The sequence below is a fragment of the Peptococcus simiae genome (assembly GCF_046569735.1).
Classification (GTDB): domain Bacteria; phylum Bacillota; class Peptococcia; order Peptococcales; family Peptococcaceae; genus Peptococcus; species Peptococcus simiae_A.
In genome coordinates, this window is the sequence record NZ_JBKICG010000001.1 from 87,899 (window position 1) to 102,821 (window position 14,923).

The 14,923-nt window shown below is 53.8% G+C and carries 15 protein-coding genes, 1 tRNA gene and 1 pseudogene; 1 reads left to right on the plus strand and 16 read right to left on the minus strand.

Going from position 1 to position 14,923, the window contains the following annotated elements:
• From rimI to ACLGL1_RS00500, 15 genes and pseudogenes are all read right to left on the minus strand, one after another.
• On the minus strand, positions 1 to 435 hold the full coding sequence (rimI, locus tag ACLGL1_RS00430) for a ribosomal protein S18-alanine N-acetyltransferase (RefSeq protein ID WP_411006829.1): 435 nt from the start codon (positions 433 to 435) through the stop codon (positions 1 to 3).
• Positions 428 to 1,141 carry a tRNA (adenosine(37)-N6)-threonylcarbamoyltransferase complex dimerization subunit type 1 TsaB gene (gene tsaB, locus ACLGL1_RS00435; protein ID WP_411006830.1) on the minus strand — a complete coding sequence of 238 codons (714 nt, stop codon included), beginning with the start codon at positions 1,139 to 1,141 and terminating at the stop codon, positions 428 to 430. The genes rimI and tsaB overlap by 8 nt, the downstream gene beginning before the upstream one ends.
• Positions 1,129 to 1,581: a tRNA (adenosine(37)-N6)-threonylcarbamoyltransferase complex ATPase subunit type 1 TsaE gene (tsaE, locus tag ACLGL1_RS00440; protein ID WP_411006831.1), complete on the minus strand. Its 453-nt coding sequence runs from the start codon at positions 1,579 to 1,581 to the stop codon at positions 1,129 to 1,131. Before tsaE ends, tsaB begins: the two co-directional genes overlap by 13 nt.
• Before the next feature lie 52 nt (positions 1,582 to 1,633).
• A tRNA-Ile gene (locus tag ACLGL1_RS00445) sits at positions 1,634 to 1,705 on the minus strand.
• Between the two features lie 53 nt (positions 1,706 to 1,758).
• A complete protein-coding gene (gene rpoD, locus ACLGL1_RS00450) occupies positions 1,759 to 2,892 on the minus strand; it encodes an RNA polymerase sigma factor RpoD (protein ID WP_411006832.1) in 1,134 nt (377 codons plus the stop codon).
• A gap of 3 nt (positions 2,893 to 2,895) precedes the next feature.
• Positions 2,896 to 4,707 (minus strand): DNA primase, encoded by a 1,812-nt coding sequence (dnaG, locus tag ACLGL1_RS00455; RefSeq protein ID WP_411006833.1) that lies wholly within the window; start codon positions 4,705 to 4,707, stop codon positions 2,896 to 2,898.
• Positions 4,708 to 4,843: 136 nt separating this feature from the next.
• Positions 4,844 to 5,884, minus strand: a complete 1,041-nt coding sequence (locus ACLGL1_RS00460; RefSeq protein ID WP_411006834.1) for a deoxyguanosinetriphosphate triphosphohydrolase — start codon at positions 5,882 to 5,884, stop codon at positions 4,844 to 4,846.
• 72 nt (positions 5,885 to 5,956) lie between these two features.
• Positions 5,957 to 8,611, minus strand: a complete 2,655-nt coding sequence (gene ppdK, locus ACLGL1_RS00465; RefSeq protein WP_411006835.1) for a pyruvate, phosphate dikinase — start codon at positions 8,609 to 8,611, stop codon at positions 5,957 to 5,959.
• Positions 8,604 to 9,434, minus strand: coding sequence for a pyruvate, water dikinase regulatory protein (locus ACLGL1_RS00470; RefSeq protein WP_411006836.1), 831 nt, complete (start codon positions 9,432 to 9,434; stop codon positions 8,604 to 8,606). The genes ppdK and ACLGL1_RS00470 overlap by 8 nt, the downstream gene beginning before the upstream one ends.
• The gene (locus ACLGL1_RS00475; RefSeq protein WP_411006837.1) at positions 9,427 to 9,867 is read right to left on the minus strand and encodes a CBS domain-containing protein; all 441 of its coding nucleotides are present in this window, start codon (positions 9,865 to 9,867) and stop codon (positions 9,427 to 9,429) included. The genes ACLGL1_RS00470 and ACLGL1_RS00475 overlap by 8 nt, the downstream gene beginning before the upstream one ends.
• A gap of 48 nt (positions 9,868 to 9,915) precedes the next feature.
• Positions 9,916 to 10,113 (minus strand): annotated as a pseudogene (locus ACLGL1_RS00480) (HTH domain-containing protein); the annotation flags it as partial.
• A 280-nt stretch (positions 10,114 to 10,393) separates the two neighbouring features.
• Positions 10,394 to 11,605 carry a cofactor-independent phosphoglycerate mutase gene (locus ACLGL1_RS00485; RefSeq protein WP_411006838.1) on the minus strand — a complete coding sequence of 404 codons (1,212 nt, stop codon included), beginning with the start codon at positions 11,603 to 11,605 and terminating at the stop codon, positions 10,394 to 10,396.
• Between the two features lie 80 nt (positions 11,606 to 11,685).
• Positions 11,686 to 12,210, minus strand: a complete 525-nt coding sequence (locus ACLGL1_RS00490) for an HAD family hydrolase (RefSeq protein ID WP_411006839.1) — start codon at positions 12,208 to 12,210, stop codon at positions 11,686 to 11,688.
• A 5-nt stretch (positions 12,211 to 12,215) separates the two neighbouring features.
• The gene (locus ACLGL1_RS00495; protein ID WP_411006840.1) at positions 12,216 to 12,341 is read right to left on the minus strand and encodes a hypothetical protein; all 126 of its coding nucleotides are present in this window, start codon (positions 12,339 to 12,341) and stop codon (positions 12,216 to 12,218) included.
• Between the two features lie 9 nt (positions 12,342 to 12,350).
• Positions 12,351 to 13,379, minus strand: coding sequence for a type IV pilus twitching motility protein PilT (locus ACLGL1_RS00500; protein ID WP_411006841.1), 1,029 nt, complete (start codon positions 13,377 to 13,379; stop codon positions 12,351 to 12,353).
• A 24-nt stretch (positions 13,380 to 13,403) separates the two neighbouring features.
• Here ACLGL1_RS00500 and ACLGL1_RS00505 point away from each other — a divergent pair, with 24 nt between their 5' ends.
• Positions 13,404 to 14,048, plus strand: coding sequence for a hypothetical protein (locus ACLGL1_RS00505; RefSeq protein ID WP_411006842.1), 645 nt, complete (start codon positions 13,404 to 13,406; stop codon positions 14,046 to 14,048).
• Here the strand turns inward: ACLGL1_RS00505 and ACLGL1_RS00510 are convergent.
• Positions 14,045 to 14,914, minus strand: a complete 870-nt coding sequence (locus ACLGL1_RS00510) for a ComEC/Rec2 family competence protein (protein ID WP_411006843.1) — start codon at positions 14,912 to 14,914, stop codon at positions 14,045 to 14,047. The genes ACLGL1_RS00505 and ACLGL1_RS00510 overlap by 4 nt on opposite strands.
• Positions 14,915 to 14,923 lie beyond the last annotated feature (9 nt).

Genomic DNA, 14,923 nt, shown 5'->3' on the forward strand with positions numbered 1-14,923 from the left:
CTACCCCTCCCATCTATATATGTAGCCATCCCTCTGCCCATAGTAGTTGGGCCGGACCGCAATGCGTTCAAAGCAGAGTTTTTCATATAAGTGAATGGCTGGTCCGTTATCCGCTGCCACTTCTAAAAAGATCCGGTGGACACCCCTGGTTTGAAGGGCATCCAGGCCGGTCTCCAGCAAACACCGGCCCAAGCCCTTGTTCTGTTGGGCCGGTAAGACGGCCAGCCGCCACAATTCCCCCTCATCGAGAAGGTATTGGAAGAGGGCGTAAGCGATGACTTGCCCCTCCTCTTCCGCCAGAAAAGCCAGCTGGCTTTCCCGGGCCGATAGGGCGGTATGTAAACTTTCCTTGGTCCAAGGATGGGCAAGGCTCTCTTGCTCCACCTGGACCAAGGCCGGCAGGTCGGCAAAAGTGCAGGGTCTGATTTCAATCATAGAGGCTCTCACCCGGGTGGCTCTTCTCCCAGTTTAAAACCGCTTCAGACTGCCTGAGATAGAAGGGCTCTATATCCAGGTAATTCTGGCCCTGGCCGGCTATAAAAACAGGGGCCAGGAGGTCTGCCAGGGCACCGGCCCGGACATAGCGGTTGAGGCCACTGGCAAAGAGGGCCTGGTTGCCCATGGCTGCCTGAATGATCTCGCCATAGGCGTCTAGGCCGTCGCCACAGAAGAGCACCTGGACCTCTCCGATTTCCTCTAAAAGGGCAACCAGGGAAATGGCCTGGGGTCCAGCAACCCGGGTCATCCGGTCTCCCTCAGCCTGGTAGATGGCTGTGTAGACCTCTTTGCGCCGGGCATTCAAAATAGGGCAAATGTAGCCTACATGGGGCAATTGGCCGCTGGCCAGGACTTCTAGACTGGTTTTTGTTGCGATGGGCACATCCAAGCCCTGGGCCAGGGCCTTGGCGGTGGCTAAACCAATCCGCAAGCCGGTAAAAGAGCCCGGGCCGGAGGTCACCGCGATGGCATTGATGACCCCTATGTCTATGCCCGTTAGGCCCAGGGCCCGGTCAACCATGGGCATGACCTGCTCTGAATGGGTCAAGCCTGTATTTAAAGAAATCTCAGCCTTGACCTGGCCATCGGCCCAAATGGCCACAGACCCTGTAATAGATGACGTATCTAAGGCTAAGATATACATGACTGACCTCCCCGCTTAAGGATATCTGAATGGCCCCGGTCAACGGCTGAAAGGGTCCGGGCCTCACCTTCATAGGTTAAGGAAATCACCAGGGCATCCTGAGGTAGGTAACCCTCTAGCCGCTCCGGCCATTCAATGACCGTAACCCCCTCCCCCTCAATAAGCTCTGGAATACCTAAAAGCTCTGCCTCCATGGGGGTCTCCAGTCGGTAGGCATCAATATGATACAAGGGCAAGCGGCCACTATCATACTCTGAAATAATCACAAAGGTAGGGCTGGTCACCGGTTCAAGGACGCCCAGGCCCTCGGCCAGCCCCTGGGTCCAGGTCGTTTTTCCGGCGCCCAGGTCCCCTTGCAGCAGGATCAGGTCACCAGCTCTTAAGACAGCGGCCAGGGCTTGGCCGGCCTGCCGTGTTGCTTCAGAATCCGCTAGGTACATAACTTCCTCCTATAAAAAATGGGTGTTTCAGTAAACTGAAACACCCCTATCATGGGCCCACCTGGCATCGAACCAGGGACCGCCCGGTTATGAGCCGGATGCTCTGCCGCTGAGCTATAGGCCCGAGTTACGGGTTGCCCCGTAAATGCAATAGAAATTATAACAATAAGTAAAGGACTAGTCAAGGTAGTCTTTTAGCTTCCGACTCCGGCTGGGGTGGCGTAATTTACGCAGGGCTTTCGCTTCAATCTGCCTAATCCGTTCCCGGGTAACGCCAAATTCCTGGCCGACTTCTTCCAGGGTTCTGGACCGGCCGTCATTCAGGCCAAAGCGTAGGCGAAGTACCTTTTCCTCACGCGGCGTTAAGGTTTCGAGGACTTCTTCCAACTGTTCCTTCAAGAGGATATAGCTGGCTGCCTCGTCTGGCGCCTGGGCCTCTTCATCCTCAATAAAGTCGCCTAAGTGGCTATCTTCTTCTTCGCCGATAGGCGTTTCTAACGATACCGGTTCCTGGGCAACTTTTTGGATTTCCCGGACCCGTTCCGGGGTCAATTCCATGATTTTACCAATCTGCTCCGGGGTCGGGTCTGTGCCTAATTCCTGGAGGAGCTGGCGGGATACCCGGACCAGCTTATTGATGGTTTCGACCATGTGAACGGGGATCCGAATGGTCCGGGCCTGGTCGGCAATGGCCCGGGTGATGGCCTGACGAATCCACCAGGTGGCATAGGTACTGAACTTAAAGCCCTTGGTGTAGTCGAATTTTTCAACAGCCTTTAATAAGCCCAGGTTCCCTTCCTGAATGAGGTCTAAGAAGAGCATGCCCCGGCCGACATACCGTTTGGCAATGCTGACAACCAGTCTCAAGTTGGCTTCTGCCAGTTCATTTTTAGCTGATTCATCGCCGGCCTGCATCCGTTTGGCCAAGTCGACTTCTTCTTCTGCCCGCAACAAGGGGACCCGGCCAATTTCCTTTAAATACATCCGGACTGGGTCATCGATGCCCACATCATCAGGGACACTCAGGTCGATTTCAACTTCTTTGGATTCCTTTTCCTCATCTTCCAGGGTGGCGTCATCTGGTTCCTCGTCTTCATCTTCAACGATATCCCCGTTTCTCAAATCCACCCCAAATTGATTCAACTGGTCAAAGAGCTTGTCCATTTCTTCTGCAGACAGCTCCATTTTTTCTAAAGAATCCCCGATTTCCTCATAAGTGAGTTCACCTTTTTTTTGACCGAGCGCCAAAAGTTTGGAAATCGCATCGTTTATTTTATTCACTTCTTTGCGTTCCTTTTTCACATCCGGCATATACTAGGTCTCCCTTCTCGGCCCTTGTTCCAATAAATTCTTTTCAATGAGCAGCGCCTCCAACCGATCCAATATCTCCCCTGCTTGACCACCATCGCTATCGACACTCTCATTCAAGGCTTGTAAACCGGCTGCATACTGCGCCTCCAGCCGGTTGAGCCTTAACTCAGTTAATAATTGACAAAAATGCTGCTGGTACTTTTCAGCAGGTATGTGTCGGTCTATATAGCTCAAGGCTTTTGCCAGCCCCTCCCCATACATCACCGGGAGGAAGCCAGCTGATATTTTATTATGTGTTTGGTAAGACTCCTTCATTAGTTCATATAAACTATTTGCCGCATTATCAAACAAGGCTGGCCCCCCATACCGGTCAATAGGGGCAAAGTATCCCTCATCCATAAGCAAATAGGCCAAGACCAACCACTCTCTGTCAGCCAGGTCCGGGGCAGGCGCCTCCTGCGCTGGTACTTCCGCTGCTTCTTTTTTGCGGTTGCGGCCGTACCGCATCCGGTACTTATATTCATCTGTCACAACCTGCTCTGAAAGGTCTAAAAAACTGGCAATCAGGCGGATGGCATGGTCCTTTTCGGCGGGGGTCTTGCAGAGGTCTAAGGCCGGCAGGCTTTTTTCCAGAAGGCCCATTTGGGTCTCAATCCTGGATAGGTCAGCATCCTTGGTCATGAGCTTAAGCCTAAAGGCCAGACCTTCCGGTGCCTCGGCGATCCGGTTGTAAAAGGCCTCTACCCCCTCTGCCTGTAAAAATTCATCAGGATCTTGCCCCGCGGGCAGTTGTAAGACGCGGACATGCCCCCCCAGGGCCTCAATCCGGTCAAGGCTTTTTAGGGTCGCCCGGATACCAGCTCCATCACCATCGAAGGCTGTGGTGAAGTGGTAGGTGTGGCGCAAAAGGCGTTTGATTTGGTCATCTGTAAGGGCTGTCCCCAGCGGAGCCACGACATTCTGTACCCCCCACTTATGGCAGGCCAGGACGTCCATATAGCCTTCAACGATAATGACTTGGTCCGCTTCCCGGATGGCATCCTTAGCGGCATAGAGGCCATAGAGTTCAGACCCCTTATGAAAAAGGGGGGTTTCCGGTGAGTTGAGGTATTTTTGTGGGGCAGCATCCGGATCCAAAATCCGACCGCCAAAGGCCACCACATGGCCAGACCCATTCCGGATGGGAAAAATCAGCCGGTCCCGAAAGCGGTCATAGAGCTGGCCTGTTTTACGGCTCTGACCGCTTAGGCCCAGGGTTAGGAGGTCATCCGCTGAAACGCCCTGCTGTATCAGGGCCCGGGTCATATGGTCCCAGCCCGGCAGGCAGGCGCCCAGTTCAAATTTTTCTTCAATTTCCGCCGGCACCCCCCGGGTCGTCAAATACTGGCGGATGACGGGGACCCGGTTGGCCACCAGGGCCTGCCGGTAAAAGGCCAGGGCCTTTTCATTAACTGCCCTGAGCCGTTTACGCTCTTGCAGGGCTTTTTTCCTTGCCGGGCTCAGCTGAGGCTCCGGAATGGCCACCCCGGCCTCCTTGCCCAGGCGGCGGACGGCCTGGGGAAAGGACAGGTGCTCTATTTCCATGAGAAATTTAAAGATATTCCCTCCTACGCCACAGCCAAAGCAGTGAAAAATCTGCTTGCTCGGCGATACCGAAAAGGAGGGTGTTTTTTCGCCATGGAAAGGACAGAGCCCCATATAGTTGGCCCCGGTGCGTTTTAAGGCTACATATTTAGAGATAAGCGAGACAATATCAGTACGCTCATTAATTTCATCAATGATTTCCTGCGGAATCAAGCCTCTTTCTTCCGACATGATATGCCCCCTATGCTGTTTTCCTCGTGAAAAAAACTCCGCAGGACTATGCCTCCGGAGGTTTTCTCCACGCACATACACTTAACGAATTAAAGGTTAATTATAGCACAAATAAGTGAAATCAGCAAGCAGGCACTTAGCCAATGAAGGACCGCGGCATGGTCAGATCCTTATATAAGGCAATGCAGAAATTATCCGTCATGCCGGAGATGTAGTCCGCTACTCCCCGCTCCCGGCCTTCCAGGACGGCGATTTGCTGGTAAAAGTCCGGCATCTTCTCCGGGTGTTTGAGGTAATGGGAAAAGAGAAAATCGACCACAAAGCTGGCCCGTTCCCGCTCTTTTTGGCAGACATCCCCGGTGTAGACCTCCTTAAAGAGGAAGGCCCGCAAGCCGGTCAAGGCATCATGGACCGGTTGGCTAAAGGAGAGCTTGGGCTTTTCCCCTCTAGGCCCCAGACTTAAGGTCAGTCCTTCCTGGACCAGGTCTTCAACCAGGGTAGTCAACCGGTCCGACAAGCTGTGGCCAAGGATATTGGTGTACTTATCGGGCAGGTCTGCTTCTTCCAGTAAACCGGCCCGGATGGTGTCGTCAATATCATGCTGGACGTAGGCGATTTTATCTGCAAAACGGATAATCTGCCCCTCAAGGGTCAGGGCCTTGCCGGAAGCGGAAAAACCACTGTGGTGGAGGACTCCGTCCAGAACTTCCCTTGTGAGGTTGAGGCCCCGACGGTTGCCATGGGCTTCAATCCGTTTCAGGACCCGCAGGCTATTTTCATTATGCTTAAAACCCTCCTGCATCCGCATGTTTAAGACCTCTTCCCCACAGTGGGCAAAGGGGGTGTGGCCGACATCATGAGCAAGGGCAATGGCTTCGATTAAGTCCAGGTTGAGGTTGAGGGCCCGGCCAATGGTCTTGGCAATTTGGTTGACCTCCAGGGTGTGGGTCAGCCGGGTCCGGTAATGGTCACTGCCCGGTGAAATAAAGACCTGGGTCTTGTGCTTTAACCGCCGGAAGGCCTTGGAATGGATGACGCGGTCGCGGTCACGCATATACACGGTGCGAATATTGTCTTCCGGCTCAGGATTTTCACGGCCGCAAGTGTCCACTGCACAGGCTGCAAGCAGGGATAGGTTGGCTTTTTCTCTGGCTAGAATGGTCTCACGAATATCCATAAGGTCACGCATCCTTTTCGCAAAACATTAAAACGCAACTGCGGCAAAAGTCACAGTTGCGTTAACAGGTCATTATTGACGGGGAGACTTGATTTGGGCTTGGGCAGCAGCCACAATGGCAATCGGCACCCGGTAGGGGGAGCAGCTGACAAAGGTCAAGCCAGCTTCATGGCATTCGGCTACAGAGGCCGGGTCCCCCCCGTGTTCGCCGCAAATACCGAAAGAGATATCTGGTTTAACGCTCCGGCCCTTTTGAACCGCCAGGGCCACCAATTCAGTTACATGTTTGTCCAATACAGCAAAGGGGTTTTCCTTCAGGATTTTTTGCTCAATATAAATTGGCAAGAATTTCCCTTCTGCGTCGTCACGGCTAAAGCCCAGGGTCGTCTGGGTTAAGTCATTGGTTCCGAAGGTAAAGAAGTCACAGTGTTCAGTGAGGGCATCGCAGCCGAGACAGGCCCGGGGCAACTCGAGCATAGCCCCAACCTTATAAGGGATTTCCATACCTACTTCAGCACTGACTTCTTTAGCGACGTCATCAATTTCAGCCCGTAAAATTTCCACTTCTTTGGGGTCAATAACCAAAGGAATTTCAATTTCCACATGAATATCCTTGCCCTGCTTAATGAGCTCAGCAGTTGCATTTAAAATTGCTCTGGCCTGCATCCGATAGACATCCGGATAGGTGACCCCTAAGCGGCAACCACGGTGACCAAGCATGGGGTTGGCTTCATGGAGGGCACGGACCTTCCGCAGGAGGTCTTCTTTTTCGGCAATGGCCTTGGCATCTGCACCGGTATGTTTCATGTCATTGATTTCAAGCATGAGATTTTCCATATTGGGCAGGAATTCGTGCAGGGGCGGGTCTAAGAGACGGATAGTGGTCGGGTGACCGGCCATGGCATCTAAAATACCGACAAAGTCTTCCTGTTGGAATTTCAAGAGATGTTCCAGCGGGGCCCGGCGTTGATCTGCATTTTCAGCCAGGATCATTTCCTGAACGTAGGGGAGCCGGTCCACCTGCATAAACATGTGCTCCGTCCGGCAAAGGCCAATCCCTCTGGCCCCAAATTCAAGGGCCTTGCGGGCATCGGCCGGGGTGTCAGCATTGGCATGGACATTCATGCCGCCCTCATCAGCAATTTCAGCACACCAGTCCAGGATTTGTTGGAAGTGGTCGCTGATAACCGGCGGAATAACAGGCACTTCGCCCTTGATAACATTCCCGGTGGACCCATCAATGGTGATGATGTCTCCTTCAGCCAGGGTCAGGTCACCAACTTGGATGACCTTTTTATCTAAGTCAACCTTGATGCCTTCACAGCCGCAAACGCAAGGGGTCCCCATGCCCCGGGCGACAACAGCTGCGTGGGAGGTCATCCCGCCACGGCTGGTTAAAACCCCTTGGGCCATAACCATCCCATGGATATCATCCGGCGTGGTTTCATTCCGAACCAGGATGACCTTTTCGCCAGCCTTGCCCTTGGCTTCCGCTTCATCAGCGGTAAAGACGATAGCCCCTGCAGCAGCCCCCGGAGAAGCCGGCAGCCCCTTGGTCATGACGTCCAGGTCGGCTTTCGGGTCAATAGAGGGGTGGAGTAATTGGTCTAATTGATAAGCATCAATCCGGGATACAGCTTCGTCCCGGGTGATAAAGCCTTCTTTAACCATTTCAACTGCACTGCGGACAGCTGCTTGGGTGGTCCGCTTGGCATTCCGGGTCTGAAGAATAAAGAGGGACCCGTTTTCAATGGTGAATTCAATATCCTGCATATCTTTATAGTGGTTTTCCAATAAGGAGCAGGTGTCTGTAAATTGCTTAAAGGCTTCCGGTAATTCTTTTTCCAGTTCAGAGATATGATGGGGGGTCCGGATCCCGGCCACAACGTCTTCCCCTTGGGCATTGATCAGGTATTCCCCATAGAGTTCCCGGACACCGGTTGCCGGGTTTCTGGTGAAGGCCACCCCGGTACCGGAGGTATTCCCCATGTTCCCATAAACCATGGATTGGACATTAACTGCCGTCCCGATATCATCCGGAATCCGGTTAATTTGCCGGTAGACAATGGCCCGTGGGTTACCCCAGCTTTCGAAAACAGCAGAAATGGCTAAGACCAGCTGTTCAGACGGTTCTTGGGGGAAGTCCTGGCCGGCTTCTTTTTTCACTAAGCCCTTATATTGGTCAATGAGCTGACGCAGGTGGTCCGGATTTAACTCATAATCCACCTCGACCCCCTGGTCGCTTTTGATCCGTTCAATGATTTGGTCAAATTTATAGCCATCGATGCCCATAACCACATTGGCATACATCTGGATAAACCGACGGTAGCAGTCTAGGGCAAAGCGTTCATCATTCGTAAGGGCAGCAAAGCCTTTCACAGTGTCATCATTCAGGCCAAGGTTTAAAACAGTATCCATCATCCCGGGCATAGAGATGGCTGCACCGGAGCGGACGGAAACCAGTAAAGGATTCTTGGCATCACCGAATTTTTTGCCGGTTTGTTCTTCGACGGTGGCTAAGTTCTTCCACACCTCGTCTAAAAGGCCTTCCGGCAACTGGTTGCCTTGGGCAAAGAAGTCATTACAAGCTTCGGTAGTAATGGTCATGCCGTGTGGTACCGGCAGGCCGATGCGGGTCATTTCTGCCAAGTTAGCCCCTTTGCCCCCCAAAAGAGCGCGCATATCCTTAGAGCCTTCCTTGAATAAATAAACGTATTTTTTACTCAATGATATTATCTCCTCTGCTGTAATAAATTTGTAAGATGACATTGGCAGTTTCTTCAACAGCTTTATGTGAAACATCGATTATAGGGCAACCGATTCGTTTCATAATTTTCTCGGCATGGTCAATTTCTTCAAAAATACGGGCCATGTCCGTGTAGTCGCTTCCGCCGACCACACCCAAGCTAAGTAGGCGCTCCCGGCGGATATTTCCAAGTACATCCGGTCGGATGGTCAAGCCGACGATTTTTTCTCTAGGCAGTTCAAATAACTGGTCACTCACCTTCACCTGGGGCACCAGGGGCAGGTTGGCCACCTTTAGGCCCCGGTAGGCCAGGTACATAGACAGGGGCGTCTTAGAGGTTCTGGATACCCCAATCAGCACCAGGTCAGCCAGCTTAAAACCGGTAGGGTCTTTCCCATCATCATATTTGATGGCGAATTCAACGGACTCGATTTTCTTGAAGTAGGATTCATCCATCCGCTGAACCAGGCCCGGTTTGCCCTTGGGCAGGTCGCCTGTCATGCCCTCAATCGCCGCAAAGGGCTGGGAGAGGACATCCACAAAGGGGATCTGCTTGTTGACACAGTAAGCACGAATAAAATCACTTAATTCCTTGACCACCAGGGTGTAGATTAAAATGCTCTTATTCATGTCAATGGTATCCAAAACCTGGGCTAGGTACTCAATATCTTCTACAAAGGGGATGGGCTTGTAGTTAAACTGGACCCCCGGGAACTGGTTGGCTGCCGCCCGGGCAACATACTGGGCGGTTTCCCCCAGGGAGTCTGAGAGAAGGTAAATGGTGATTTCTTTTCCTTCACTCATTATCTTCACCTCCGGCATAGCCGTAACCGATGTCCACAAAGGCCCGGGCTACATTGGTTTTGGTAAAGCGGCCAATGACTTCATATTGGTCTTCGCCCAGCTTTTTGACCACCGGCAGGCCGTCAATCTCGTGGTGGGTGAGCTTGCGGGCAGCCATCCAGAGGCTTTCTTCCGGTGTGGTCATAATAATATTCGGCATCCGGGTCATGACCACCCCCACCGGGACGACATGCATATCCGTATTCCCTACAGCCAGCTTGAGCAGGTCCTTTCTGGACAAGACCCCTTCCAGGAGCCCCCCTTCACTGACCACAAATAAGGTCCCGATATTGTTCATAAAGAGGGATACCAGGGCATCGTAAGCTGATGACCGCTCATCTAATACCACAGGAACACTTTGATACTGGCCAACAGTTAGTTCTACCATCCGCATATATACATCATAACCATGACGATTTTGGTTATAATAATAGCCAACCCGGGGTCTGGCTTCCAAAATACCGAGTTGGCTTAAGAAGGTCAGATCGCTGCGCAGGGCAGCTCGGGTAGTATCTAATTTCTCAGCAATATCATCGCCGGTAATGGGACTGGTTTCTTTTACAATAGCTAATATTTGCCTTTGTCTCTCATTGAATTGAATAACCTTCTCCTCCTTTCCGGTGGTCTTTGCCCTTATTATGACTTAATTTGACGCCTTTTTCAAGTAATTTTTCCCCACATTTGGGATTATTTGCTCTTTATTTACTTTCCTTCTTATTTTTGTAAATCATTCCCCCCGCCCTTTCTTTTAAATATACTTTTATTAATACTTCTCACAGGATCTCCATTATTTTCAAAAGGTATCAACAATTTGATCGCAGGGGCATACCTGCCTTCTAATAAGAGCAAAGCCCCGTCTCAAAAAATGAGACGGGGCTGATACTTTTTATTAGGGGCCCTCTTATACTGGTTTTGTTCTTTTAATCGTCTGCCAAGAGCATACCCATGAGCTCGTAGCCATGACGGATGAGGTAGCCGGTTTCTTCAGCCATCTTCTCACTATAGCCTTGGGCCGGATGGGTCGGTGCCTGGTTGGACCGGTAGAGGACAAAGGGAATGGGATTACTGGTGTGGGTCCGTTCGACAATAGGGGTCGCATGGTCGGGCATGAGCAAGATATGGTAGTCCTCCCCAGCTTCCGCCAACTTGGCCATCAAGGGCTTCAAGACCCGCTTATCCAGCCGCTCAATGGCCTCTATCTTTTCGGCCGGATCCCCATGGTGGCCGGCTTCATCCGGCCCCTCAAAGTGCATGTAGACAAAGTCATTGTCTTTTAATATATCTAAGGCAGCGGCCAGCTTGCCTTCATAATTGGTATCAAGGGTACCGGTGGCCCCTTCGACTTCCGGTGCCTCGAGGCCGGCTGATAGGCCTAGACCCTTGAGGAGGTCGACCGCACTGACCACACCGCCGGTTTTTCCATATAATTCCTTAAAGGGCGTCAGGGCCGGCTTGGTGCCTTCACCCCAAAACCAGGCCATATTCGCTGGGCGCTTGCCTGCTGCAATCCTTTTTTGATTAACCGGGTGGTCCTTGAGGATGGCCATAGACGCCTGCATCAGGTCAGTAAAGTAGCTGGCCTGGGTCCCCTTAGGCAGGTAGTCCCCAATGGACTGTTCTAAAATATCATGAGGCGGGGTTTGGTCGGCCCCGGTCTCCCCGCCATGGACCACCAGACAGTGGCGGTAGCTGGTGCCGGTGTAAATCCGGTTGCCGGCCAGGGGGAGGGCTTCATTTAAGGCCTGGACCAGTTGGTCAGCCTCTTCAGTGGTAATTTCACCGGCAGAGTGGTCAAGCATGACCTCTTGCCCAAAGGTATCGGCCTCATCCACCGTCACTAAGTTCATCCGGTAGGTGATGTCGCCGTCTTCCAGAGGCACCCCAATGCTAACGGCTTCCAAGGGAGACCGCCCACTATAAAAGGCAACCGGGTTGTAGCCCATGACGCAAAGGTTAGCCACGTCAGATCCAGGCGGGTAGCCTTCGGGAATGGTATGGACCAGGCCCGTATCCCCTTCTCTAGCCAATTGATCAAAGGTTGGGATTTGGGCCACTTCCAAGGGGGTCTTCCCCTCTAAAGCCGGCACCGGGAAATCAGCCATCCCATCCCCTAAAAGAACGATATATTTCATGCCATCACCACTTTCCATAAGATAGGATTATGCTATCATAGACCTGGGTCCATATCGAGAGTGCACCTGTCCATTTTCCATTAAATAAGCTTATAATTATCTATATCTGCCAGGATACTCGCCCAGTCCCGCTGCATAAATCCCGCTGAAGCGTACTGGTCCCGTAGGGCCAGGTTGCGCCGGTCCGCTACGGCATAGGCCCTGATGCCCAAGGCCGCCATTGAAGATAGGGCCTTGAGGTCATCTTCAAAGCCCAGGCAGTCCGCCGGTTGAAGGGCCAGCCGGTCGCAGACATGGGCAAAAAGGGCCGGATCCTTTCCCTCTGCGTAATCGCCGGGGACGGTCATGGCTAAGTCAAAATAATCCAGCAGGCCGTGCCGGCCCAGGGCCGCCTCATAAAGCAGGGGCGGTGACAGGGTCACCAGGGCCAGGCGGTAGCCGGCTGCGGCCAACCGGCCCACCGCCTCCCTGGCCCCCTCTTTTAAGGGGACGCTTGTCTGGTAGGCCTCAAGAGAGAGGGATTCCCACTCCCCGATGACTTCATCCGGGGTCAGGTCAAGCTTGTATTTCCGGGCCACATAGGCCGCAGAGGCATGGTATTCCATTTGGGTCACCGCCCGGATATAGTCGGCATCTTTTTTAAGCCATGCCGACTTAAAAAGATATCGTCAACCTGGGCCCACAGGCCATTGGAATCGAGCAGGGTTCCGTCTAAATCAAAAATAGCGCCGGGCATAAAGCCTCCTTACTTCGTCCTCTTCTCTTGCTCCAGTAACATGGTTAACCGTTCCGGGTAGGCGGTGATTTGATAGGCCGTCACCGGGTCCAGGTAACCCTGGCGAATCTGGTCAGCCATGTGCCCTTCCAGGCTCGTACCGACTGCCTGGTTTTCCAGGCTTTGGGCCACCAGGGACCAGGCCCCGTCCCTAATCTGCCGGACCAGGCCATCGGACCGGACCAGGACTTCAGCCACCGGGACCCGGCCCTGGCCAGTCGCCTTGGGGACCAGCCTCTGGCTGACCACCCCACAGAGGACTTCCGCCAAAACCCCCTGCCACAAGGGGCGTTCATTGGCTGGAACCAGGTGGACCAGCCGCATCAGGGCCTGGACCACATCTGCACTATGGAGGGTTGAGAGGACCAGGTGGCCTGTCTCCGCCAGGTAAAGGGCCCCCTTGGCTGCTTCTGTGGTACGGATTTCACCAATCATAACCACGTCCGGGTCGGCCCGCAAGGCCCCTGCTAACAGGGGCCCCAGGGCCTGGTCTTCTGTCAGCTCTACCTGGGTCACAAGGGCCCGGTGAGACGGTATAATATACTCAACTGGCCGTTCAAAGGTCATCAAGTGACCGCCCTGCTTGGCCCGGTCGGCTAAAAGGGCGGCCAGGGTCGTTGATTTCCCACTCCCGGTCGGCCCTGTGACCAGGACCAGGCCCCCCTGCGGCGCCAGAAGGCTGGGCAGGCAGGCCGGCAGGTGGAGGTTTTGAAGGGCCGGCACTTCTCCTGGCAAGAGCCGGAGGGCCCAGGCCTTCCCCTGGAAGGTATCATATTGGTGGACTCGAATCCGCTGGCCGGCATAGGTCAGGGAAAAATCCTTGCCATCAGGGGGCTGGGCCGGAAGCTGGGCTTTAAAAAAAGCCGAAACCGCTCCTTCCGGCAGCACCTGACCGGCCAAGCGGTCCAGCTGTCCATCCTTTCGGGCATAAATCCCGCCTGCAGAGAGGTGGAGGTCGGTCCAGCCCTGGGCTAGGGCTTCTTGTAAAATCTTTTCCATAGGCACTCCTCGGAGGTTTATTCCATGCTGAATAATACACTAATACAACTGCTACTGGTCTTTGGCCTGACCTGGCTGGCCAATCTGGGACTGGTCCACTTGACCCTCAGCCGTCAGCGGTTGGCTGAACCGGTCATGGCCGAGGGTTGGGCCATCGGCCTGGCCGGCCTGCCGGCCCTCTGGGCGGTCGCCTTAGCCATTCGGCTCGATGACCCTGTTTTTTTCTTTTGGTCTCTGGCCGCTGGGGCCCTGCTCTTGATGATGGCCCTGGATGACTGGGCCTTCCGGTCGGTGGAAACAATCGACTTACGCCTCTACGCCGGCCTGGTCCTAATTCACTTTTTCCTCTTCGACCGGCCTATATTGGCATCCAGGCTGGTCATCAGCCTAGTCATGGCGGCCATCTGCCTAGCCATCTTGCGCCTCTACCCCCAGGGCTTTGGCAAGGGAGACGCCTGGGTGATCACCCTATCGGCCTTCCTCTGTGGCCTGGGCTTTTATCCCCGGGTCTTCCTGGTCGGCCTGTCCCTGGCCTTGGTCCAGGCCCTCCTGGACAGCCTCTGGGTCGGTGCCTTAAGCAGGCGGCCCATCCCCCTCGTCACCTGGCTGAATATCGGCTTGGCCCTATCCCTGGTCATTTGGCCACAGGGCCTGGACCAGTGGCTCTAGGCTGCCAGAGCCTGGCTGGTCTTCTGGGCGGCCAGGTAGAGCTTGTCACCGTCACTTTCTAGGGCGAGGTGGCCACTCGTTTCAGTGGTGTAGACCTCTGCCCCGATTTGCTGCCAGCGTTTAATGACCAGCTTATCCGGGTGGTTATAGTTATTCTGACCAACAGATATAATGGCTACATTCGGCGCCGCAGCCTGGACAAAGGCCGGCGAACTGGAGGTCGGACTCCCATGGTGACCCACCTTGACCACCGTAGACCGGATTTTATGGCCATACCGGTCAACAATCGCCTTTTCCTCCCCTTTTTCGGCATCTCCAGTGAATAAAAAACTATGGTTCCCATAGCGGAGACGGAGGACAATACTGGCCGCATTGCCCTGGCTTTCTTGGGCGCTTTCAGGGCCGAGGACATCACAGACCACCTGGTCGGTCAGCTGGAAAAAATTCCTGGCCTGCAAGGGCTGGGGCGATAATCCCTGGACCCGGGCTGCTGAGGTAAAGGCGGAATAGACCCGGCTGTCCTCTTGGCCATTGCTGTAAAGCCGGGCCACCGGGTATTTATTTAAGATATTCACCAGCCCACCGATGTGGTCATCATGGGCATGGGTGCCGACCATGACCTCGAGCTTTTTTACCCCATAGGCGGCCATGACCTGGTCGACGGTTTTAAAGGCCCCGGGGACACCGCCATCAATCAGCATGGCTGTCCCATCCGGGGCAATAATGAGGGCACTATCCCCCTGGCCAACATCAATAAAGACCACCTTCAAAATGCCATCGGCCGGGACCGGCTCATGAAAACCCACCGGCGCACACCCAGTGACCAAGAGAATAAGTAAGGTCCATAGTGTAATGAGTTTTTTCACGCAAGGCTC